Annotated in this window: 21 protein-coding genes; 17 read left to right on the top strand and 4 right to left on the bottom strand. The window is 45.1% G+C overall.

Annotated elements, in window-relative coordinates; genetic code table 11:
- Nucleotides 1-65: 65 nt before the first annotated feature.
- Genes ACLVWP_RS16605 through ACLVWP_RS16590 form a run of 4 tightly spaced genes read right to left on the bottom strand, consistent with a single transcriptional unit; the run spans nucleotide 66 to nucleotide 2,898 of the window.
- The gene (locus ACLVWP_RS16605; RefSeq protein WP_413558772.1) at nucleotides 66-875 is read right to left on the bottom strand and encodes an MlaD family protein; all 810 of its coding nucleotides are present in this window, start codon (nucleotides 873-875) and stop codon (nucleotides 66-68) included.
- Nucleotides 875-1,624 (bottom strand): ABC transporter ATP-binding protein, encoded by a 750-nt coding sequence (locus tag ACLVWP_RS16600; protein ID WP_413558771.1) that lies wholly within the window; start codon nucleotides 1,622-1,624, stop codon nucleotides 875-877. The genes ACLVWP_RS16605 and ACLVWP_RS16600 overlap by 1 nt, the downstream gene beginning before the upstream one ends.
- Nucleotides 1,621-2,409: an MlaE family ABC transporter permease gene (locus ACLVWP_RS16595; RefSeq protein ID WP_413558770.1), complete on the bottom strand. Its 789-nt coding sequence runs from the start codon at nucleotides 2,407-2,409 to the stop codon at nucleotides 1,621-1,623. Before ACLVWP_RS16595 ends, ACLVWP_RS16600 begins: the two co-directional genes overlap by 4 nt.
- On the bottom strand, nucleotides 2,410-2,898 hold the full coding sequence (locus ACLVWP_RS16590; protein ID WP_413558769.1) for a hypothetical protein: 489 nt from the start codon (nucleotides 2,896-2,898) through the stop codon (nucleotides 2,410-2,412).
- 202 nt (nucleotides 2,899-3,100) lie between these two features.
- Between ACLVWP_RS16590 and ACLVWP_RS16585 the strand changes: the two genes are divergently transcribed.
- From ACLVWP_RS16585 to ACLVWP_RS16505, 17 genes are all read left to right on the top strand, one after another.
- Nucleotides 3,101-5,884, top strand: coding sequence for a tetratricopeptide repeat protein (locus ACLVWP_RS16585; RefSeq protein ID WP_413558768.1), 2,784 nt, complete (start codon nucleotides 3,101-3,103; stop codon nucleotides 5,882-5,884).
- 13 nt (nucleotides 5,885-5,897) lie between these two features.
- Complete coding sequence (locus tag ACLVWP_RS16580; RefSeq protein WP_413558767.1) at nucleotides 5,898-6,740, top strand: sigma 54-interacting transcriptional regulator; 843 nt, start codon at nucleotides 5,898-5,900, stop codon at nucleotides 6,738-6,740.
- Nucleotides 6,737-7,147 carry a flagellar basal body rod protein FlgB gene (gene flgB / locus ACLVWP_RS16575; RefSeq protein ID WP_413558766.1) on the top strand — a complete coding sequence of 137 codons (411 nt, stop codon included), beginning with the start codon at nucleotides 6,737-6,739 and terminating at the stop codon, nucleotides 7,145-7,147. The genes ACLVWP_RS16580 and flgB overlap by 4 nt, the downstream gene beginning before the upstream one ends.
- A 34-nt stretch (nucleotides 7,148-7,181) precedes the next feature.
- A complete protein-coding gene (flgC, locus tag ACLVWP_RS16570; protein WP_413558765.1) occupies nucleotides 7,182-7,625 on the top strand; it encodes a flagellar basal body rod protein FlgC in 444 nt (147 codons plus the stop codon).
- 88 nt (nucleotides 7,626-7,713) lie between these two features.
- Nucleotides 7,714-8,052 carry a flagellar hook-basal body complex protein FliE gene (fliE, locus tag ACLVWP_RS16565; protein ID WP_413558764.1) on the top strand — a complete coding sequence of 113 codons (339 nt, stop codon included), beginning with the start codon at nucleotides 7,714-7,716 and terminating at the stop codon, nucleotides 8,050-8,052.
- Between the two features lie 83 nt (nucleotides 8,053-8,135).
- A complete protein-coding gene (gene fliF, locus ACLVWP_RS16560) occupies nucleotides 8,136-9,791 on the top strand; it encodes a flagellar basal-body MS-ring/collar protein FliF (RefSeq protein WP_413558763.1) in 1,656 nt (551 codons plus the stop codon).
- The gene (gene fliG, locus ACLVWP_RS16555) at nucleotides 9,791-10,825 is read left to right on the top strand and encodes a flagellar motor switch protein FliG (RefSeq protein ID WP_413558762.1); all 1,035 of its coding nucleotides are present in this window, start codon (nucleotides 9,791-9,793) and stop codon (nucleotides 10,823-10,825) included. The genes fliF and fliG overlap by 1 nt, the downstream gene beginning before the upstream one ends.
- Entirely contained in the window at nucleotides 10,812-11,618 is an 807-nt protein-coding gene (locus ACLVWP_RS16550; protein ID WP_413558761.1) for a FliH/SctL family protein, read from the top strand. The genes fliG and ACLVWP_RS16550 overlap by 14 nt, the downstream gene beginning before the upstream one ends.
- Nucleotides 11,618-12,946, top strand: coding sequence for a FliI/YscN family ATPase (locus ACLVWP_RS16545; RefSeq protein ID WP_413558760.1), 1,329 nt, complete (start codon nucleotides 11,618-11,620; stop codon nucleotides 12,944-12,946). Before ACLVWP_RS16550 ends, ACLVWP_RS16545 begins: the two co-directional genes overlap by 1 nt.
- 12 nt (nucleotides 12,947-12,958) lie before the next feature.
- The gene (gene fliJ, locus ACLVWP_RS16540) at nucleotides 12,959-13,402 is read left to right on the top strand and encodes a flagellar export protein FliJ (RefSeq protein ID WP_413558759.1); all 444 of its coding nucleotides are present in this window, start codon (nucleotides 12,959-12,961) and stop codon (nucleotides 13,400-13,402) included.
- 44 nt (nucleotides 13,403-13,446) lie between these two features.
- Nucleotides 13,447-14,274, top strand: coding sequence for a magnesium transporter MgtE N-terminal domain-containing protein (locus tag ACLVWP_RS16535; protein ID WP_413558758.1), 828 nt, complete (start codon nucleotides 13,447-13,449; stop codon nucleotides 14,272-14,274).
- 33 nt (nucleotides 14,275-14,307) lie between these two features.
- Nucleotides 14,308-16,155: a flagellar hook-length control protein FliK gene (locus ACLVWP_RS16530; protein ID WP_413558757.1), complete on the top strand. Its 1,848-nt coding sequence runs from the start codon at nucleotides 14,308-14,310 to the stop codon at nucleotides 16,153-16,155.
- A gap of 31 nt (nucleotides 16,156-16,186) precedes the next feature.
- Nucleotides 16,187-17,197, top strand: coding sequence for a flagellar hook assembly protein FlgD (locus ACLVWP_RS16525; RefSeq protein ID WP_413558756.1), 1,011 nt, complete (start codon nucleotides 16,187-16,189; stop codon nucleotides 17,195-17,197).
- Between the two features lies 1 nt (nucleotide 17,198).
- Nucleotides 17,199-17,636 carry a TIGR02530 family flagellar biosynthesis protein gene (locus tag ACLVWP_RS16520; protein ID WP_413558755.1) on the top strand — a complete coding sequence of 146 codons (438 nt, stop codon included), beginning with the start codon at nucleotides 17,199-17,201 and terminating at the stop codon, nucleotides 17,634-17,636.
- 198 nt (nucleotides 17,637-17,834) lie between these two features.
- Nucleotides 17,835-19,118: a flagellar hook protein FlgE gene (locus ACLVWP_RS16515; protein WP_413558754.1), complete on the top strand. Its 1,284-nt coding sequence runs from the start codon at nucleotides 17,835-17,837 to the stop codon at nucleotides 19,116-19,118.
- A gap of 267 nt (nucleotides 19,119-19,385) precedes the next feature.
- A complete protein-coding gene (locus tag ACLVWP_RS16510; protein ID WP_088615634.1) occupies nucleotides 19,386-20,060 on the top strand; it encodes a response regulator transcription factor in 675 nt (224 codons plus the stop codon).
- Nucleotides 20,041-21,453, top strand: a complete 1,413-nt coding sequence (locus ACLVWP_RS16505; RefSeq protein WP_413558753.1) for an ATP-binding protein — start codon at nucleotides 20,041-20,043, stop codon at nucleotides 21,451-21,453. The genes ACLVWP_RS16510 and ACLVWP_RS16505 overlap by 20 nt, the downstream gene beginning before the upstream one ends.
- The last annotated feature ends 25 nt before the right edge of the window (nucleotides 21,454-21,478 follow it).

Genomic DNA, 21,478 nt, shown 5'->3' with positions numbered 1-21,478 from the left:
AGTTTGTGCGTGATTTGGAAATAAAAAAAGGCACAGAGTTCTGTGCCTTTTTTGCGTTTGACTGGTTAGTCTTCTTTTTCGATGGATGTTCTTAGGAGGCTTTTTACGTTGTTGTTACGTTGAGTGCCGCCTAAGATGGCTTTTAGTTGGTTGTGGATGCTTGGGTCGTTGATCAGGGCGCCCAGTGTGCCTTCGCCGCGGTCTACTTTGGAGACGATGGCGTCAAGTTTGTTGATTGTGTGTTTTAGTTTTTCGCCGCTGTTGCCTTCGTTCAGTTGGTTCATGATTTTTGAGGCATCGCCGCTGACTTTGCTTAAGTTTGCAGAAGTCGACTCAAAGTTTGCCATGATTTTACCCAGACGGTCGTTGTCGTTCATGGACTTAGCGATTTTATACATCTCGTTGATCACGTCGAACAATTTACCAGCTTCGCTGCCGCGTTCAGAGATCACACCGATCAAATCAGTTGGCTTCGCAACTTCTAGGATCGCGCCGTCTTTGATTTCTGGATTTCTTGGATCAGCTGGAATGATGAACACGAACTTGTCACCCAAGGCACCTTGCGTGCGGATCTCAACTTGGGAGCCTTCGCGGATGCGGGCTGTGTATTCTTTGTCGACTCTCATTACGACGTCGAGGGCATTTTTCTCGGACAAGAAGTTGATTTTTTGTACGTTACCGATTGTCACACCTGAAAGTGAAACAACGCTGCCTTCAGCCAAGCCTTGGACTTGATCAAAGTGCGCATGAAGATTCACGTAAGATTTGAAAACCGACTTTTCGCCACCGATAAAAAATATTGAACCGAGGATGACCACGATACCAATGGCAAGAAAGATTCCGACTTTGACTTGAGTGCTGTTTGAAGATTCCATTACGCGCTTTCTCCGTTGATAAATTCTGTCATGGCGCCGCTCGGCTCTTTTTTTAATGTATCGATCGTGTACTGTTCGCTGATACGGCCATTTTGCAAAAGGGCGACCTTGTCACAAACGGTATACACCGTTGGCATATCATGGGTGACTAAAATAGAAGTCATCCCTTTGGATTTCAGTTTCAAAATAGATTCTTGGATTTTCTTAGTATTATAAGGATCTAGACCCGCTGTTGGTTCATCATATAGGACCACTTGCGGATGGATCATCATCGCGCGAGCCAGGCCCACACGTTTTTGCATACCACCTGACAGGCTTCCTGGATAAAGCTTCTCTGTCCCAGGAGCCAAACCGAATTCTTCCAGTTGTGCTTTGATTTGCGCTTCGACTTCGCGTTCTGTGAATTTGAAGTGTTCGCGCAGGGGATATGCTAGATTTTCATAAACTGTCATCGAGTCAAATAAAGCGCCCCCTTGGAAAGCATAGGCTACTTTTTTGCGGATATCGATAAGTTCCGATTCCTTCATTTGACCAATTTCAACGCCGTCGACGATAACTTGGCCCTTGTCTGGCTTTTCCAAACCAACCAAGGTGCGTAACAAAACCGACTTCCCTGTGCCTGATCCACCGATCAAGCCCAGGCATTCACCTTTGCGCACATAAAAGCTCACGCCTTGGTGAACTTTTTTATCATCAAAGGATTTGTGAAAGTCGACAACTTCGATAAAGGCCTGTGGTTTTTGTGTCATAGAAATTTCTCCACAATCCAGAAGAGTTTCGACAAGAAAAAGTCACCAATCAAAATCAAGATCGAAGATACCACCACAGCTTTTGTCGTTGCGATACCGACTTCTTTAGTTCCGTTTTTAACGTTCAAACCAAAGTAGCAAGCGGGGATCGAGATAAAGAGAGAGAAAAAGAAGGTCTTACCAAATCCGGAAACGTAATCGCCCACCGAGGACGTGGAAAGGACTTTCAAAAGATAAAAGCCAGGATCAAGCTTTAACTCCACAGCACCAATGAACAAACCACCCGCATTGGCAACGACGTTCGTCACCGCGCACAGGATAGGCAATGTGATCAAGCAAGCAAGAACTCGGGGAATAACAATCTTACGAATCGGGGAGGTGCCCAAAGCGCGGATGGCATCCACTTGTTGAGTTACGACCATGGAACCAATTTCACTGGCGATACCAGCGCCCACGCGGGCAGCAAGCATCAGGCTTGTAAACATCGGACCCATTTCACGAAGGATCGTCACCGCCAAAAGTTTCGGGACATACATTTTGCCGCCGAATTTTTCTAAGCCGAGACCGAATTGCAAAGACATCACGGCGCCAATCGTAACCGCGGTCACGACAATCAGTGGGGCAGAGCGAATACCGACCTGGTAAATTTGCTCGCCCAAAAGGCGCCAATAAATTTTAGATCCAACGAGTTCGCGATAGATATCGCGACTCAATAGACCAATACCACCCAGGAAGTGGAAGATCTCGATCGTAAAATTAGTTAAGGGTAAAAGAGCTTGAAGCATCTATTGAGCCTTGAAGTCTGCTTTGAACTTTTCAAATACCGGAAGTTCAGAGTTGAATTGTTTCTCTACGCCGCCATAGCTCAAAGTATAGTTACAGCCGTTCTTTTTAAAGACGACCAAGGCCAACGCCACTGGAACGCCGTCAATCGTGCCTGCAGAGATGGTTTGGCGAGACTCACGTCCATTGAATAGAGCCGTCTCTGTTTTCAGAATTTCCAATTTGTTGATAGCGCTCAAAGACTCTGTTTCCAAAGTTTGTAAGCTTGGATCTGAGCTGTTTCCACATTCAGATAGGAATGAAATCGTGTTCCCTGTTTTTGAACTCTGCCAAGCACGATCCGCGCTTTTAGCTTTGATAGAAGCAAAGGGGCTAGCGGGTTCTGAGAAGGCAACATTTTCGGCTGGTTTGCCTTTGCCACTGGGAAGTTCCACAGATACGCAACTGCCAAGAAGTAAACTCATGATGATGTATTTGAAGTGGTTTCTCATATCGCCTATCTATCGGAATTTTCTGAGGGAAAATTCAGTCTTACAAATTCAATCCAGACCTTCGTCGCTGTCATCGCTTTGTCAGGCCTGACAATAATTCTATGAAACATTTTGCCCATCTTGAACATATTTGCCAATAGACCTTTGCAAGGCTGGCACCGTATGTGCAAATGCATAACGCAGGGGAAAAGGGGTTCGAGGAGTGAACACTTTGCGAAACGTAATTTTGGCAGGATGCCTTTGCTTTGGTCTAGTTGCCACAGCAGCAAATAACAAGGTCAATGGATTCATCAACTTCCAAGGCGATACAGTGCATTTGGAACTGATGGGCCAACAAAATTGGGACTACGATGTGAAGCGTTTGGATGACAAAGGCCAGACCATCGTCCGTATGACTGTTCCTGCTCTTGATGAATCAACGATCAAGTCACTTAACACTTTCAAAAGTGATATGGTCACAAAAGTTTCTGTCGATGCTCAAGGCACTGACGGTAAATCTATTATTTCATTCACTCTTTCTGGTGAAAGCATCGAGACATTTGATTATCTGACAGATCAACCATCGCGTTTGATTATGGATTTCTATTTGAATCCAAACATGGTGAAAACCGCTAAGAAGCTTCCTGCGAAAGCAGAACCAGCTAAAACAGAAGAAGCTCCTAAAGCTACTAAATCAGTAGCAAAAGTTAAAACAGCAACAAACCGTAAGCCTGCAACTTCAGACGCTTTGACGATTAAAGAAGGTGCACCAACGGTAGCTCAGGCTGATCAAATTCAGTCGGGTATCTTTGATGGTGGAGATCCTAACTACGAGCGCTTCTCGATCAAACCTTATGATATTAAAGAAGAAGCGATCATCCGCGCTAAAGATAACTATTATATTAGCTTCCCGATGCTTGAGACTCCGGTGACTCAATGGGAAAAATTGAAAATCACTCCAACGATTTACGAGATCGTTCCTAAGCAGACCGAAGAAAACAAGCAAGCTCGCCTGCTTTTGACGTTGTTTGAAAAAGAGCGCTACGCGGTTTACTTGAAAACTCGTGAATGGTTCCGCGAAAAGTATCCAAAATCTGAATACAACGAAATCATCGACTTCATGACGGGTGATGTGAACTTAGCTTTGTACAACAAAGAAGGTAAGATCAGTTACTTCGACGAAGCGATTCAAAAGTACAAAGAAGCTATCGAGAAATATCCAAAATCTCCTTTGGCTGAAAGAACATCTTTGAAAGTGGGTTACTTGACGCTTGAGCGCGGTGATAACTTGGCGGCTCTTCGTCTATTCAAAGAACACATCGACAACAAAAACTTCGGTGGTAAAGAATCTCTTTCTAAAGACTTGGCTCGTATGGGTACAGGTTTGGCGTTCATGCGTTTGAATAAATGGGAAGACGCTGTCGCTCAATTCGATGACATCGAAAAGAATTCTCAAAACCGTGATTTGAAAGTGGAAGCTGCTTACCGTCGTGGTGACGTGTGGGTTCGTGCAAGAAACTATGCGAAAGCAACGGCTGAATATCAAAACGCGTTGAAGCAATATCCTGAAGGTCAAAACTCATATCCAAATGCGTATTACAACCAAGCAGAATCTATGTTTGGTATGAAACAGTATCCGCAAAGTTTGGATATGTACCGTGAATTTGTTAAGAAATTCCCATCAAGTGATCACGCTCCGTATGCAATGACTCGTTTGGGTGAGTTGTTGGATATCTTGGGTGCTGATAAATCACGTGTAATGGGTGCGTATCTTGAAACGTACTTCCGTTATGGTGAAACACCGAGTGCGGTTATTGCTCGTTTGCGTTTGTTGAGTGCTCGTATGAAGGGCATGAAACCAAAAGAAACAACAAATGCCGTTAAAGAAATCATGGAACTGGCTAAGAAAGTAGATCTTCCGAACATGGAACAATTCGCAACTGTGATGGTGGCGGATGGTTACTCGCAACGTGGAGAATTCGACAAGTCGATCAACTTGCTTTCTAAATACTATAAAGAACACCCAGGTTCTGTGGATGCTCCTTTGATGACGGGTCGTATTGTTGCGAACATCAATAACAAACTTGAAAGCCAAGTTGAAAAAGGCGATTTCATTGGTGCTTTGAAAACGCACAGTCAATATGCCGACAACTGGTTGAAGAACTCAAACCGTTTGGACACGAAATACAATGTAGGTCGTGCTTTTGAGATGGCGGGAACTCCGGTTGAGTCTGAACGCTACTACAAAGAAGTTTTGAATCGCGTTTATGCAATTCAAGGAACTCCGGAAGAAAAAGAAATCGCAGTGAAAGAACAGATTCCAACGGCTGAGCAGTTGAATTTGCGCCTAGCCGCGGTTTCTTCGAATGAGCATAAGTACAATCAAGCTTATGACTATTTAAAGAATATCAAAACTCCAGAGAAGTTGACTGAAGACGAGCAAATCGAGCGCGTGGGCATCGCGGTTCGTCTGTTGGAAAGACGTGGCGACACGGATTCAGCAGTTCGTTACTTGGGTGAGCTTTTGAGAACTTGGAAAGGCCAACCTGAATTGGTGGCTGAGCCATACTTGAAGTTGGCTGAACTTCAATTGAAACAGAATAAAAAAGATGAAGCTCTTCAGGCGTTGTCGATGATTGATAAATTGATGACGGATTCTGGAAAAGTTTCACCTGTTGTTCACGCGAAAGCACTTGAGACAATGGGCAATATTTACTTCGACACAAATCAAAAAGACAAGGCGATCAATGCCTACGGAAATCTTTTGGAGAAGTACGAGGATGCTCGTCCACTATCTTCAATCCGTTACAAGTTAGGTCAGATTTATTTTAACCGCGGCGAAGTTCAAAAAGCAGCGGAGGTTTGGAACGAATTCAAAGGTCAAAAAAGTGGATTCTGGAAAAATCTCGCACAAGAGCAGCTAAAGAACTCTGAATGGCGGGACGGTTACAAAAAATATATTCAAAGAATTCCGGCAATGGCAGCGGATAAGCAGGAAAGCAAGTAGGGGTAGGGACAGGATGTCGTATTTTGATTTTGATGCTTTACACATCGAAGACAGAAAAATGAACGAAGCAAAACAGTTGGGTATGCAGTTGGCTGCGACTCAAGCAAGTCTGTTGGTCTTTGGTGAAGCGGGAGTTGGTAAAACAAGTCTGGCTCGTTACATCTTTTCTAAAAGTCGCTCAAGCAAATTGCAGGTTCTAGAGTGCAAGAATGCTGGCGGATTCAATTTCGATAAAGTTGATGGTGGCACACTATTGATTGAAGATTTGGATTGCGCGTCTTCTCACATCCAAGGCGAGTTGATGAAACTTGCTGAAAGAACTGACGGCACTCGTCCACGTTTTATTTCGACATCTCGTCGTGATTTGCGTGCGATGGTGAAACAAGAACAGTTCAGACAAGATTTGTTTTATAAAATCGCGGTGGTTCAATTGGAAGTTCCTCGTCTAGAGGATCGTACGAATGACTTCGGAGCAATCGTGAGTTTTATTCTGGAAGTAACTCAGATTATGCACGGTCGTTCTGGCATGAATTTGTCGACGGATGCTTATGCCCGTTTGAATTCATGGAACTGGCCAGGAAACATCCGTGAGCTTGAAAATGTTATAGAGCGCGCTGTGGTATTGGCTAAAACCCAGACCATTGACGTGGCTTCAATTCAATTTGAGTCCATGCAGGGCGAAACGACGTCAGATTTTGCTCCTGGAATGTCCCTTTCTGCAGTTGAGAAGCGTCTGATTCTTCAGACCCTTGAGTTGACGGCGCAGAACCGTACGCGTGCGGCTCAAATGCTTGGAATCAGTATTAGAACTTTGAGAAACAAACTCAATGAGTACAAGGAAGAAGGTGTCGCATGAGTGATATTTTCGATAAAACAATAAACGGTCTCGCGACCTCCATGCGCATGAGGCAGTTACGTAACAACGTTACGTCTTCCAACATTGCGAACGCAGAGACTCCAGGCTATCACGCCAAGAAAATGGATTTCGAAGAGGCTTTGTCTCGTTCGATGAATATGGATGGCATGAATTCTTTGAGCACCAGCAGCGGAGACCATTTCGCTTTGGGTGGTGTCTCGGTTGCAAAAACTCGCCCCGATATCTATGAAAATCCAGAGGGTGCCGTGAATAACGACGGTAATACTGTGGATTTGGAAAAAGAAATGTCGGCATTGTCAGAGAATGCGATCATGTACAAAACGGCACTTCAGTTGATCAATAAAAAAATGGCAGCGTTGAAGTACGCGGCGTCTGAAGGCAGATAATTTTTATCCAGAACAGGATGTTCGGGAGTAAATCATGGCTGATTTTTTAACGGGTATGAGAATTAGTAGCAGTGGTATGGCAGCGCAAAGAATGCGCATGAATACTATTGCGAGTAATATCGCAAATATTAATACAACCCAGACCCCTGAAGGGGGCCCGTACCGCAGAAAAGACGTGGTTTTCGAGGCCATGCCTGATGCTAAGAATTTCGGCGAAATCGTGACAGGTACAGACCCTATGGGGAATATGCAACGGGTCCAGGTGACAGACATCCTGTCGGACCGTAAGGCTCCGTTGATGAAGTACGAACCTGATCATCCTGATGCAAATCCAGATGGTTACGTCGCATATCCGAATATCAATCTGATGGAAGAAATGACCAATATGATACAATCGTCTCGTTCTTACGAGGCCAACGTATCGGCTATGCAGGCGTCAAAAGATATGGCCCTCAGTGCCTTGGAAATAGGAAGATAGTTCCTAGACTAGGTTGAAAAAGCAGGAAATTTTTGAACGTTTGACATACAATTTCTAGAGAGTACTGAGTACAAGGAGAAGTAAAGCCATGGAAGGGTTTACAGTATCAAATGCGAACAGATTCCTCGAGACAGGAAACCTGCGTGACTCGAAGTCACTAAATATCTCGGGTGCAACAACACCACTGAGTTCAACAAACGAATCCGGCAAAAGCTTTGCTGACACCTTGAAAGAAGCTGTTAGTTCTGTGAACGAGTTGCAAAAGACTTCAGATACTTTTGCACAAAACGTTGCCACAGGAAAAACAGATGACATCGCTGGTGCCATGATCGCGTCAGAAAAAGCGGACATCGCTTTGCGTGTAATGGTCCAAGTACGCAACAAGATCATTGATGCGTATCAAGAAGTCATGAAGATGCAAGTTTAGTTTTTAGATTATACTTACTGAAACAGTTTCGTTAGATCGAGTGCCTTGGCGGAGCCAAGGCGTAAATGCCCCGGAGGGATTCTTTGAACAAAATTTTTGGTGGATTGGTTGTCCAGTTTCGCGAGTTCTTTAAAAATCTGGGTCCAACCAAAAGACTTTCAGTTGTTGCCGTAACTCTTATTGCGGTAGTGGCTTTATTGACGATGATGTTCATGGCGTCTGGTAAAGACTACGTTCCTCTTTTCACAAACATTCCTACTGAACAAGTTTCTTCAATCGTAGCTAAATTGAACGAGAAAAATATCCCGTTCCAATTGCGTGATGGTGGTAAAACTGTTGCGATCCCTAAAGAGCTTTTGCATTCAACGCAAATGACTTTGATGGCAGAAATCGGTTCGCCAAAAATGGGTAACATCGGTCTTGAGCTTTTCGATAAGCAAGATTTCGGTGTAAACTCCTACGCTCAAAAAATTAATTACCAAAGAGCCCTGCAAGGTGAGTTGATGAGAGCCATCAACACTTTGACAGCGGTTAAGCAATCTAAAGTTATCCTAGCTCTTCCCAACAAAAAGACTTTCCTTGAAGAAGGTGGCTCGCCATCAGCTTCTGTTGTCGTAGAGCTTCACCAAGGTAAAGAGCTTTCTCAAGAGCAAGTTCGTGGTATCCGTTACTTGGTAGCTAATGCTGTTGAAGGCATGGATGCAGATAAAGTCGCGGTTCTAGATGAACGCGGTAAAGTTTTGACTCGTGCAGCGGATGGTTCAACAGGTGGTTCTAATGACCTTTTGGATCTGAAAGCTAAAGTTGAAAGAGATTTCGAAGATCGTATCGAAGACATCATTTCTAAAGTTGTCGGTCACGCCAAAGTCGTAGCTAAAGTTGACGCCACTTTGAATCACCGTGTGATCTCCTCCGTGGAAGAACTTGTAGATCCAGATAAAACAGCGATCCGTTCACAACAATCTGAAGAGGAATCTTTGGATGGTGCGCGTACAAGTCCATCTGGTGTTCCGGGTTCTCGTTCTAATATCCCAGGCGCTGAAGACGCAGCCGGCGGAGCAGTTGGTTTCAAACAAGATGTTAAAAAAGAATTGAAAACGATCAATTACGAAGTGCCAAAAACAGTTCGTAACATCCGCGAAACTGCGGGTAACCTTGAGCGTTTGAGTGTTGCGGTTGTGGTTGACGGCGTTGCTGTAACAACAACTAAAGACGACGGTACAACAGAAACTAAATGGCAGCCTCGCTCTGCAGAAGAAGTTAAGAAATACGAAGACCTGATCAAAGGTGCTATCGGTTTCAATGCAGCTCGTGGTGACTCTGTAAAAGTAGAAACTATCCAGTTCCAACCAGAAGACTTTTCCGAAGCAGAGAAAATCTTGACGACGCTTGAGCGTAAGAAGTTGATCCACGCTTTGTTCAAATGGGCTTTGTTGGGTTTCTCTTTGGCTCTGTTCTTTTTCATCGTGGTTCGTCCATTCATGCAATGGATCACAGACAGCTTCCAAGACTCTGTTGAGGAAATGTTGCCACGTACGATCGAAGAACTTGAAGAATTGCAATCTGTGGATAACACGCTTCCAGGTATGTCGACTGCTCTTCCTGTTCTGCAGGAATCTATTGACCCAGAGAAAGCTGAATCTGAATTGTTGAAAGACCGTATCATGTCATCAATGGGTCGTGATGAAGAAAAAGCAGCCAATGCATTCGGCATGTGGTTGGTTAGGAAGGATTCTTAATGAAACTGCAAAAAGCTGAACATATTGAGTACGAACAACTCAAAGGTTTCGATAAAGCAGCGATCCTTATCAACTATCTTGGTAAGGATGCAGTAAAGGTCCTTTTGCGTCGTATGGACGATGCGGATATCCGTAAGCTTATCAATCAAATGAGTAAGCTTCGTGTCGTTCCAGTTCACGTGACAAAGCGTGTTCTTGAAGAGTTCTATGAAATGATTTCTGAGAGCGAAGACTATATCTTCTCTGAAACGATCTCTGCGAAGGAAACTATCGTGGACGCTTTGGGTGAAGAACGTGCCAGAGGTATCCTGGGTGGTTTGAATATCACAACAGGTGGCTCGCGTTCTTTGGAATCTTTGGAGATGGTCGATGCGAAATCATTGGCTACGTTCCTAGTGAATGAGCATCCGCAAACTGTTGCGGTGATCTTGGCTCACTTGGAGCCAGAGAAAAAAGGTGAGGTTCTAAAGCGTCTTCCAGAAGCTCTTCAAGCTGAAGTAGTTCTGCGTATGGCGAACCTTGAACACGTGGATCCAGAGTTGATCAGTGAGATCGACCGCGTGTTGAAACATCAATTATCGAATACAGCAACTGTCGAACAGGCAGCTTTGGGTGGTGTTCAACCGGTGGCAGAAATGCTCAACGTTATGGACAAAAACACAGAGACAGCCATCATGTCGCGTTTGGAAGAAAAAGATCCTCTTCTTGCCGAAGAGATCCGCAAGCTTATGTTCGTATTCGACGACATCAGCAAAATCGACGACCGTGGTATTCAGGCGCTTCTCAAAGAAGTACCGAACGACAAACTTCTTTTGGCACTCAAAACGTCAAGCGAAGAGATTCGTACAAAAATCTTCAAGAATATCTCCGCTCGTGCGGCCGAGATGTTGCGCGAAGATCTTGGAAACATGGGACCTTCACGTCTATCCGACGTCGAGTCGGCACAACAAGAGATCGTCAATGCTGCTCGTCGCCTAGAGGCGGAAGGCAAGATTATGATCGCAAGAGGCGGTTCAGAAGATGCAATGGTCTAGTAGTGGTAAGCAGGGCCCTGGTGCCCACACTAAAGCAGTTCTTAAAAAGGACGTCGCTGAAAAGACGGTTCTGGAGTTCGTGCCCGCTAAATTTGAGCTGGGCACTCCCTCTCAGGCCATGCAGTATTTGACTGAAAAGCAACGTGGCTCTGATTTCCGCATGAACGATGCAATCCGTATTCAAACGGGTGTCGATCAGGTGGAGCAGCAAGATGAACAAGAAAAGGTTGAAGCCGCAGCCCTTGATAAATTAAAAGAGATTCAAGAACAGGCCTATCAAGAAGCTTACAACCTGGGACTGGAAGAAGGTCGCAAGGAAGCTTTTGAAAAGGTATCAGGCGAAATTGCTGAGCGTATGCAAGGCCTGGATGAGCTTCTGTTAGGCGTTAAAGAGCTTAAGAAAGAACTCGCATCTTTCAATGAAACTCACCTTGTGACATTGGCCTATAAAATGGCGGGTCGTCTGGCGAAAGCCGAACTTGCAAGCAATAATGAAGCAATGGTTCAGATCCTTCGCGATGCCGTGAGCCTTGCGCAGGACGAAGAACAAATCACAGTCCATGTTTCTCAAGAGCAATTCGATTTCTTGGAAGAGCTTAAAAAAGAAACAGGCCGTGATCTGGAATTTACTAAAAAGATCCGCTTTGAGCCCAGCACGGAAATCGCAGCTGGTGGTTGCATTGTGGAAACTAATTACGGGGAAGTGGATGCTCGCGTTGAACAACGTCTTGAGCAATTGTGGTCCGTACTTTCCGAAAACATGCCTAAAGTGAAAGATAAGGTTGCTAGTTAATGAGTGATTTGTCTCTTGATTTGGATAAGTATTCCGACTTGGTTAACTCCATCCACTTAACTCGCGATAGCGGTAAGGTGACAGAGGTTAACGGGATGCTGATCAAGGGCTATCTTCCTGGCGCCAGCGTTGGCAGTATCGTACAAATCATCCCTGCTGGTTTAGATCGCTCCTTCCTTGCGGAAGTGGTGGGTTTTAAAGACAAGCATGTTCTGATGATGGCCCTCAATGACATGAGAGGCGTTGCCTTAGGTTCTAAGATTGTTCTATCTCGTCAAATTGCCACGGTTCGTGCCGGCGATGAGCTTTTAGGCCGTGTGGTCGATGGCTTGGGTCGTCCTTTGGATGATAAAGGCGAGATTGAAAACTTCCGTGAAGTTCCTCTGTATAGTGAAATTCGTAACCCCCTGCAAAGACAGCCGATTCGTGAACCTTTAGATGTCGGTATTCGCGCGATCAATGGCGCATTAACCGCCGGACAAGGCCAGCGTGTCGCTATTATGGCAGGTTCGGGTGTAGGTAAATCCGTTCTATTGGGTATGATGGCTCGTAATACCAGTGCCGACGTCAACGTGATCGCCATGATCGGTGAACGTGGTCGTGAGGTGCGTGAGTTTATCGAGCATGATTTGGGTCCTGAGGGTATGGCTCGTTCGGTAGTAGTTTGCGTGACGAGTGATCAATCTCCTCTTCTGCGTATGCGTGGTGCTTATGTGGCAACAGCGATGGCAGAATACTTCAGTGCTCAAGGTAAGAATGTTTTATTGATGATGGATTCGGTAACTCGTTTTGCGATGGCTCAGCGTGAAATCGGTTTGTCGACAGGCGAGCCACCTTCTCAAAAAGGTTACACGCCTTCTGTATTTGCAACTCTTCCGAAACTGCTTGAACGCGCTGGTAACTTTGAAGGCGAAGGCAGTATTACTGGATTCTATACCACTCTCGTAGAGGGTGATGATATGAATGACCCGATCGGGGATTCTGTTCGTTCTATCGTGGACGGGCATATCGTGCTTTCACGTGCCTTGGCAGCTCGTGGTCACTATCCTGCGATCGACGTTATGCAAAGTGCGAGTCGTGTTATGAAAGCGGTATCGTCTTCAGAACACGTTAGACTTGCACAGAAATTGAAAGAGACATTGGCGGTCTATAAAGACGCAGAGGATTTGATCAACATTGGTGCCTATAAGCCAGGTTCAAATCCTAAGATCGATAAAGCTGTGAAGGTGATCGATCAGGTGAACGACTTCTTAAAACAAAGAGTCGAAGATCCAACTAATTTCAATAATACCGTTCGCATGCTGCAACAGATCCTGATCAACGCTTAGTCGGGGTGACCAATGAGATTTAAATTCCCGATGCAAAAAGTGCTTGAGCACCGCAAGGTCGTTGAAAACCTTGCGCAGAAGGACTTTCAGGATGCTGTCGCCGTTCTTAAAGAATTCCAAGATAAGTTAGATAAAATGCGCCAGGAGATCCTGGATGCTCAAGCCCGCGCTGGGAGCCTGCTTCAGGTCGGGGGCACCCAAGGTCCAGCTCTGACACAAATTCATGAATTCCTAAAAGGCCAAAAGCTTCGCATTGAACAACAAGAGTATAAAGTTCAAGAGATCGAGAAAATAGTCGAGTACAAGAGAGAAATTTTGCGACAAGCCGCTCTAGACTATAAAATTATGGAGAAGGTCAGGGAGAATAAGTTCGAGGAATACAAAGCCGAACGTAAGATCCAAGATCAAAAAGAGGCCGATGAGCAGTCTATCCTGCGGTTCAAAAGAAACAGTTGAGCAGGCGATTCTGCGCATCAAAGGCATGAAGGAATCTTAGATAAATGAAAAACGGATACGATCAGTTTTTTAAAGATGCAAGAAAAGCGGCAGGCGACACAGGTGCGCCAGTGAAATTTGCTAAGAAGCCTCAATCTACACGCTTGCACTTAGATCTATCCTCTGAAGACGTTGAACAACAATTGCGTCGTCGCATGAAAATGTCAGCTCCAAAAAAGAAACAAAAAAAATCCGGTGTTCATTGGAAAATGGCGGGGATCTCATTCATGGGTTTGTTGCTAGCAGTTGTTGGCTTCCAAAATCATGAACAAATCGACGAGATGCTAAAAAGAGTGGAAATCACTCTGACAGGTCAAGCGATCGCAGAAACGGCTCCAGCAAAAAAAGCGGCGCCTAAAGCCGAAGAGAAAAAAGCTGAAGCAGCTCCTGCAGAGTCAGAAGCAAAGTCTGCGGCTTTGTCTTCAGATGAAATCGATCATCTGACAAAACTAAATGACAGAAGAAAAGAATTGGATGCGCGCGAAGAAGAACTCAATCGCCAAGAGGCAGAGTTGCAAGCGCAGAAGGTAGAACTTGATAAGCGCTTGAAAGAACTGCAAGACATGCGTGGAAAGATCTCCAACATGCTTGAAGACCGCGTCAAGGCTGACGACCAGAAAGTCGATACCTTGGTACAGATGTACACCAATATGAAAGCCCCACAGGCGGCCAAAGTCTTTGAGACAATGGACGAGGATTTGGTGGTTGAGATACTTGGACGTATGAAAAAGAAAAATGCTGCTGATATCATGAATTTATTAAAACCGGAAAAAGCTCAGACTATATCTGAGAAATATGCCGGTTATAAACGTGCTCCAGCATCTGAAAAATAAATAACAGCAATTCTCTAAGGAAGGAGGATCGTTTTGTTAAACATAGTCGGCCCCCCAATGGTGGGTGCGACCGAGTTGAAGTCTCAGACTGACAAGCTTCAGGAGAAAGACTTCAAAGGTTCCGGTGCCGATTCCGGTTTCAAGAATGCTCTTCAGGATAAAATCAACCTGAGAAGCCCGAAAGAAACAAAAGAATCGACCAAGCAGGAAGCGAGAGCGAAAGACTCTAACGACTCAAGAGAGTCGAAAGACGAAAAAGCTCAAGTGAAGGATGCAAAACCAGAACGCAAGGTCCGCACTGACGATGGGAAAGAAAAGCGGGCGGCGAACAGACAGCAGGCAATCAAAGAATTCATGGACTCATTCGAGAGTGAATTTGATATCCCTCCCACACGACTTGTGGAAGCGATGGCCGAGCTCGACGACAGCCAGCTCAAACAATCCCCGGAAGTAACAGCGAATGCTGTGATTGACCAATTGAACTTGGATGATGACCAGGCAGATAAAGCCGCGGCCATGTATGCAGCTCTATTGGCGCAATTGCAACAAATGCCACAAGCGCAACAACCAAAACCAATGCCGGAAATGTCGGCAGGTCTTGGCATGTCTCAACAAAGCATGCAGATGCGCGCGCTGGCAGCTCAAGAGAAGCAAACTCAATTGGGTGCAGCAGCTGATAACGTTAGCAAAAAATTCTGGATGAAACAGGAATCTCCAATGATGACGACGGCAATGCCGGATCTGAATGGGGACCTTGCTTCTAGAATGATGATGGACGATAGCGCTCTTCAGCCAGAGGCCGCTCCGGTAGGCATGATGTCTGCGATGGAAACGGCACCGGCTCCAGAGGCTATGAATCAGCAGAACCTATTGGATAAGCTTCCTCCGCACTTGCAAGGCCAAATGAAGGAGACGATGTCTCCAGCGTTGTTGGCAGCTCTGGCCGCGAAACAAGCAGCCGCAGCAGCACAGAAAGCGGAAGGCGCTGTAGCAGAAGATTCCTCGTCTGAATTGACGAATGAGTTCACGAAGGCTCTTGAGGCTCCGACGATGGAAAAACCTCAACAAGCTGATTTAATGAACAAAGCGGTGGCAGCTAAAACGTCACCGGAATCATTCTTCCAACAGCAAGGTCAAGAGCAGTCGATGATGCAGAATTCTGGAAATGAATTCATGCAACAAGGTGCTCAAGGCAAAGAAGCAGCCAAAGACAAACTGACGACAAAAGCAGCTGAATTCAAAGCAGAGATGACGGGCCTTGAAGGTTTGCATGGCGCACCTATCAAAGGCGAAAGCTTGAAGTTTGACCCTGCATTAGTAGGTGCTCCAGCGACACAAGCTCCGACCAATCCAGCAGAGAACGAAGCCAACGTGAAGCAATTGATGAATCAAGCCCAATACCTGATTAAAAAAGGTGGCGGTGAGGTGAAAGTTCAAATGACCCCTGAGGGCATGGGAACTATCCACTTGAAAGTTATGCTTCAGGACGGAAAAGTGAATCTTCAAATGCAAGCGGACTCACAAGAGGCGAAAAAGTCGATTGAGTCTAGTCTAGTTGATTTGAAGAACAGTCTTGCTGCTCACAAATTGTCTGTGGAAAATGTTAAAGTGGATGTTGTGAACAACACGTCTGCGGATACAGCGACGCAAAACCAGAATAATAATTCGAACGGTCAAGGTCGAGAGGCCCGTCAGTTCTGGAATAACTTTAACGATAGCTTTGGTAACCAAGGTCGTCGTGAGTCTTTCACAGATATGCAGCCGCTTCGTGGTTATGCGGGAAGACGTCGTGATCCTTTGCAACCTATTGACGGAGCTTCTGTGAAAGCAGCACCACGTGCGGTAGATGGCAAAGGCAGCGGATTGAACTTAGTAGCTTAAGCCGGCGGAAGCCGTGCAGAGGAGAAATTGAATGACAATGGTTAATGCGAAATTAGGAGTAAATGCTTTCGGTGCAACAGCGGACAAACCGACGAGCACTGTTGGTACTCCAAGCAACCTCAGCGTTCAAGACAAAGCGAAAGTTGGCGAGGAAGATCTTGGCGCGGTTGCCAATAAACTTGCTGACCCGAATTGGACAGATCCTACTAAGAAAGTTCGTACAACTGGTAACCCCAATTTGGATAAAGATGCTTTCTTCAAATTGATGCTTGCACAGATGAAAAATCAAGATCCAACGAATCCGATGAAGTCCCATGAGATGGCTGCTCAATTGGCGAATTTCTCGTCACTCGAGCAAATGCAGAACATGAACAAAACACTTGAGGAATTGAAGAACGCACAAAAGCCTTCTGAAAATTTCCAAGCGTTGAACTTAATCGGTAAAGCTGTTGCGGGTGATTCATCTAAAGTTGTGCGCGGCCCGAATGATAAAGAACACGATTTCAAATTCAATCTGCCAATGGCGGCAGAGGAAGTCACAGTGAAAGTGCGCGATGCTGATGGCGCTGTTGTTAGAACATACAATTTGAAAGGTCTGAAACAAGGAGACAACAAGCTCACTTGGAATGGTGAAGACGAAAAAGGTATGAAAGCAGCAATGGGTGAATATCAATTCATCGCAGAAGCAAAAACTGGTGACGGAAAAAAATTGGGAATCAAAACTGACTTTGATGGATTGATCACTGGCGTTAGCTATACTGCTGAAGGCCCGGTTCTAAATGTTGGAAACCAGGCGATCCGCTTCAGAGACGTGAAGAAGATCACAGACCCACGTCTTATGAGAAACGACCAGAATGTAAATGATGTCACCAACCTAGACTTGAAAAAGGATGATGCTACAGGACAAACTAAAAAAGAGGCGAATGTAGTACAACAAAGTTCTACTACTGAGTCAGCTCCTGTGGGTAAATCTAAGATCATGGATACGGTGGGTTTATCTCGCGACATGATGGATAAGATCGCGAAGGAGATGGCGAAGTAAAATGGTAGACTTAAAAAAGATACAGACATTCGATCAACTCATTCCGCAGCAACAGCCGAAGGTTAAACCTGAAGTTGGAGCGGGAACGGGTCCTTCCTTCAAGGATACCCTTGATAAGCTCGGTGGGCCGATTGCGACCCCGGTAGCAAAGCAAGTGAATCCTCTGGGTGGTACGAAGCCTGGTGAGGGAGTTAAGTTTTCGAATCATGCGATTGAGCGTATGAGTACTCGCGGGATTAATTATAGCCCCGACGATATCAGTAAGCTGAATGATGCGGTTTCGAGAGCGGCGGCGAAAGGTTCCAAGGATTCATTGATTTTGATGAATGACTCGGCACTGATCGTGAGCGTGAAGAATAATACTGTTGTTACAGTGATGGACAAGACCGCATTGAAAGAAAATGTGTTCACGAACATAGATTCGACAGTGGTTATTTAACCGAAAAGAGCATTGAAGCTGTCCCGAAGAGACAGATAAAGTGCAAAGCACCGAGAACATAGAATGTGTTCGAGGTTAGCGGGTTGGTGGAAATCATCCTGCGGATGAATAAAAACTAAATATTAGGGCTGGTCCTCGTAGAGGAGGCCCTCCAAAACGGTGGTTCTCGAATAGAACTGCCAACGACATGGAGGTCACATGGGTATTCTTTCTTCATTGTACACGGGTGTGTCTGGTATGACTGCACAGGGCGAAGCCCTTGGCGTTATCGGTGACAATATCGCGAATGCAAACACTATCGGTTTCAAAGCGTCCCGCGCTGAATTCCAAGATATCATTTCTAAAAGCTTAAAAGGTGTTCTTGGTGGTAACCAAATCGGTCGTGGTGTGAAGATCGGTGCTGTAAATCCAATCCTTACTCAAGGTAACGTTGATGCGACTGAAAAAGTAACTGACCTTGCTATCTCTGGTGACGGTTACTTCAAAGTTAAAGGTTCTGATGGCGAGTCTTACACTCGTGACGGTTCTTTCCACTTTGACCGCGAAGGTTACTTGGTAACTAACGACAATCAAAAAGTTCAAGGTTTCGGTACTGACGAAAAAGGTAACATCCTGAACAAAATGACTGATATCAAATTCCCACGCGCTTTGATCCCAGCTAAAGCGACTAAAGAAATCAAAATGGATTTGAACTTGGATTCCCGTATGGAACCAACTAAAAAATTCGATCCAAAAGATCCATACTCCACTTCTCACTACTCTACAGGCGTTGAGATGTACGATTCTCAAGGTAACAAACACTTGTTGTCATTGTTCTTCAATAAAGTTGCAGACAGACAATGGGAATACAAAGGCTTGGTAGACGGTAAAGAAGTAACTGGCGGCGAAGAAGGCAAATTGTCTGAAGTTGTTGCTGGTAAACTTGAGTTCACTGTTGACGGTAAACTTGACAGCCAACAAGTAACATCTTCGAACTACAACTTCAAAGGTGGTGCTCTTCAAGGTCAAGAAATCAAAATGAACTTCGGTGACGCTATTAAAGATGGCGGTAAAGGTTTGGACGGTACTAAACAGTACGGTAAAAACTCTGACCTTATCTCTTGGCACCAAGATGGCGCAGCTGCTGGTACAATCAACAGCTTGTCATTCAACGATGATGGTATCTTGACTGCAGTTTACTCAAACGGTCAGGCACAAGACTTGGCGCAAATCGCTCTAGCTAAGTTCGAGAATCCAGAAGCTCTTTTCAAAGTTGGTAACAACCGTTTGAAAGAATCTAGAGATTCAGGAACTGCTTCAGTAGGTGGCCCGGGTGCAGCTGGTCGCGGTAAATTGTTCGCGAAATCTCTTGAGAGATCTACAGTGGATCTTGCGACTGAATTCGTAAACATGATCCAAAATCAACGTGGTTTCCAAGCCAATGCGAAGACAATCACGACGACAGATGAACTTCTTAACGAAGTTATCCAATTGAAACGTTAATAGTTAGCTCCCATTAATATCTAAACCATGACCATGTCTAACAGGCCCGTGACCCCGGGCCTGTTTCTTTTTGCTTGGCAACCAGAAATGCCCCACGAAAGCTTTAAAAGCCCGTAATCTTGGGCAATATGCCCCAAAAACAGCGATTAAATGTGTGTAATAATAGGCTTTTTAGCAATGTTTATTAAAATTGCACCTTTTGTTTAGAAACATTCCTGATATACACTGGCGCAAGTTTTAAACAATAGTCCTGAGGGGTTTGTGAAGATGAGATGCTTAGTAGTTGAAGACGACAACGAGATTGCAACAATCGTAAAGCAAGGTTTGGGTGAGCTTGAAGGTGAAGTCGAAGTTGAATCCAACGGGAGACGTGCCTACGAAAGAGCTCTTACAAATCATTATGACATTATCGTTCTAGATTTGATGCTTCCTGAAATGGATGGCTACACTTTCGCAAAATCTTTGCGCGAGAAGGAAATCAACACTCCAATTCTAATTTTGAGCGCATTGCGTGAGCTTGATGACCGTTTGAAAGGTTTGAGCATGGGTGGCGATGACTACCTAACAAAACCATTCGCAATGGCTGAACTTCAAATCCGTGTTAAGAACCTGTTGAAGCGTGCTCAGAAGGCTTCTGAAGTAACTCAATTGGTATTCCAAGATTTGAAATTGAACCGTTTGAACCGTGATGTGGTTCGTGCCGGTCGCAAATTGGATCTTCAAGAGCGTGAATTCGTTCTTTTGGATCTATTCATGAGCAATCCCAACAAGATCATCGGAAAACAAACGATCCTGAAGGAAGTTTGGAATTATGATTTTGATCCACAAACGAATGTGGTAGACGTATTGGTATGCCGCTTAAGAAACAAATTAGAAAAAGATTTCCCTACACGACTTATCTATACTGTCAGAGGTGTAGGTTATGTCCTTAAAGGGTCTTAAACCCACTCTATTCAGAATCAGTACCAAGCTGACGCTTGCGTACTCCATGGTACTGATTCTAAGTTCTACGCTGATCTTTAGTTTCCTATACTTTCAGATCACTCACTCGCTCCAAGGTCAGGAGCGGGCTATCCTCGAATCAAAACTTGATGAATACGCGAATCGTATCGAAGTCAGCGGTATGGCTGATTTCAAACAGTTCTTTGAACTGTTGCAGAAGTACGATCGTGATTCAGCCCTCATGGTTGAGGTTTATGGCAATAAGAGCGAAGTAATTTTTGCTCACGAACCTACGCCCAACTTTAATATCAATAAAGATCTTCTGATTTCTGAGCTGAACAAGCACGGAGAGATGTCGTTTGAGTTCTCGTTGCCAGAGGTTTCCAGTACGGAAGCTGTTTTGGTGATGGGGCGCAATCTTAAAAACGGTGAGCGCCTGGTTGTCGCGAAAAGCACAGAGGGAATGGGGCAGCAGCTTCGTTACCTGCAAAAGCTTTTCTGGTGGTCATTGGTTCCCGTCGCCCTGATTGGTTTCTTGGGTGGATTGTTCCTGTCGAATTCTACGTTGAGTCCGGTGCGTGATCTGATCAACTCCATGAAAAAGATCGAACGCGGTTCACTCTCTACGCGTGTACCTATTGGTGGCAGCGATGACGAGTTGGAAGAACTGAAGCTTCTATTTAATAAAGCTCTCGATAAAATTGAAAATCTGGTGAATGGCTTGAAAGAGGCCTTCGATCACTTGGCTCATGATATTCGAACGCCAGTGACTCGTTTGCGTGGTCGTGCGGAGATCGCATTGACTAGCGAAGGTGACGTTGAGTCTTACCGCGAGGCTTTGCAAAGCTGTTTTGAAAACTCCGATAAGATCTTAAGCTTCTTGCAAGTACTGACGGATATTACTGAGGCTGAAAACCGCAGTAAGAAACTCAAGATCGAAAAGAAATTTATTAGCGAGCTAGTCAGTGAAATCATGGATCTGTACGGGATGGCTTTTGAAGAAAAAGAAATCATCGTCACACAGAAGCTGGATTCTCACGATTGGGCGATGGTCGATCCACGTTTAATCAGCCGAGTGATCGCGAATCTGTTGGATAATGCTCATAAATACACGCCTCCAGGTGGGGAAGTGATTATCGAGACGATCAACCAAACAGAGAGCGTGATTTTGAAAGTCACGGATTCTGGTCCGGGTATCGCTGCTGAAGAGCACAGCCTGATCTGGCAAAAACTTTATCGCAGTGATAAGAGCCGTTCTGAATACGGAATGGGCTTGGGCTTAACCTTCGTAAAAGCGGTGGTTGAGGCTCACGACGGTAAAGTAAATATCAAGAGCCCGGTTAAAGACGGCCGCGGCACAGAGATGGAAATCACACTTCAAAAAATGGCATAAAAAAGGCTCCGTGAAGGAGCCTTTT

It is taken from the genome of Bdellovibrio sp. HCB209, from assembly GCF_047306065.1.
In the GTDB taxonomy this organism is placed as follows: domain Bacteria; phylum Bdellovibrionota; class Bdellovibrionia; order Bdellovibrionales; family Bdellovibrionaceae; genus Bdellovibrio.
Note: the sequence above shows the minus strand (reverse complement) of the source record. Positions and strands in the feature narration are given on the sequence as shown.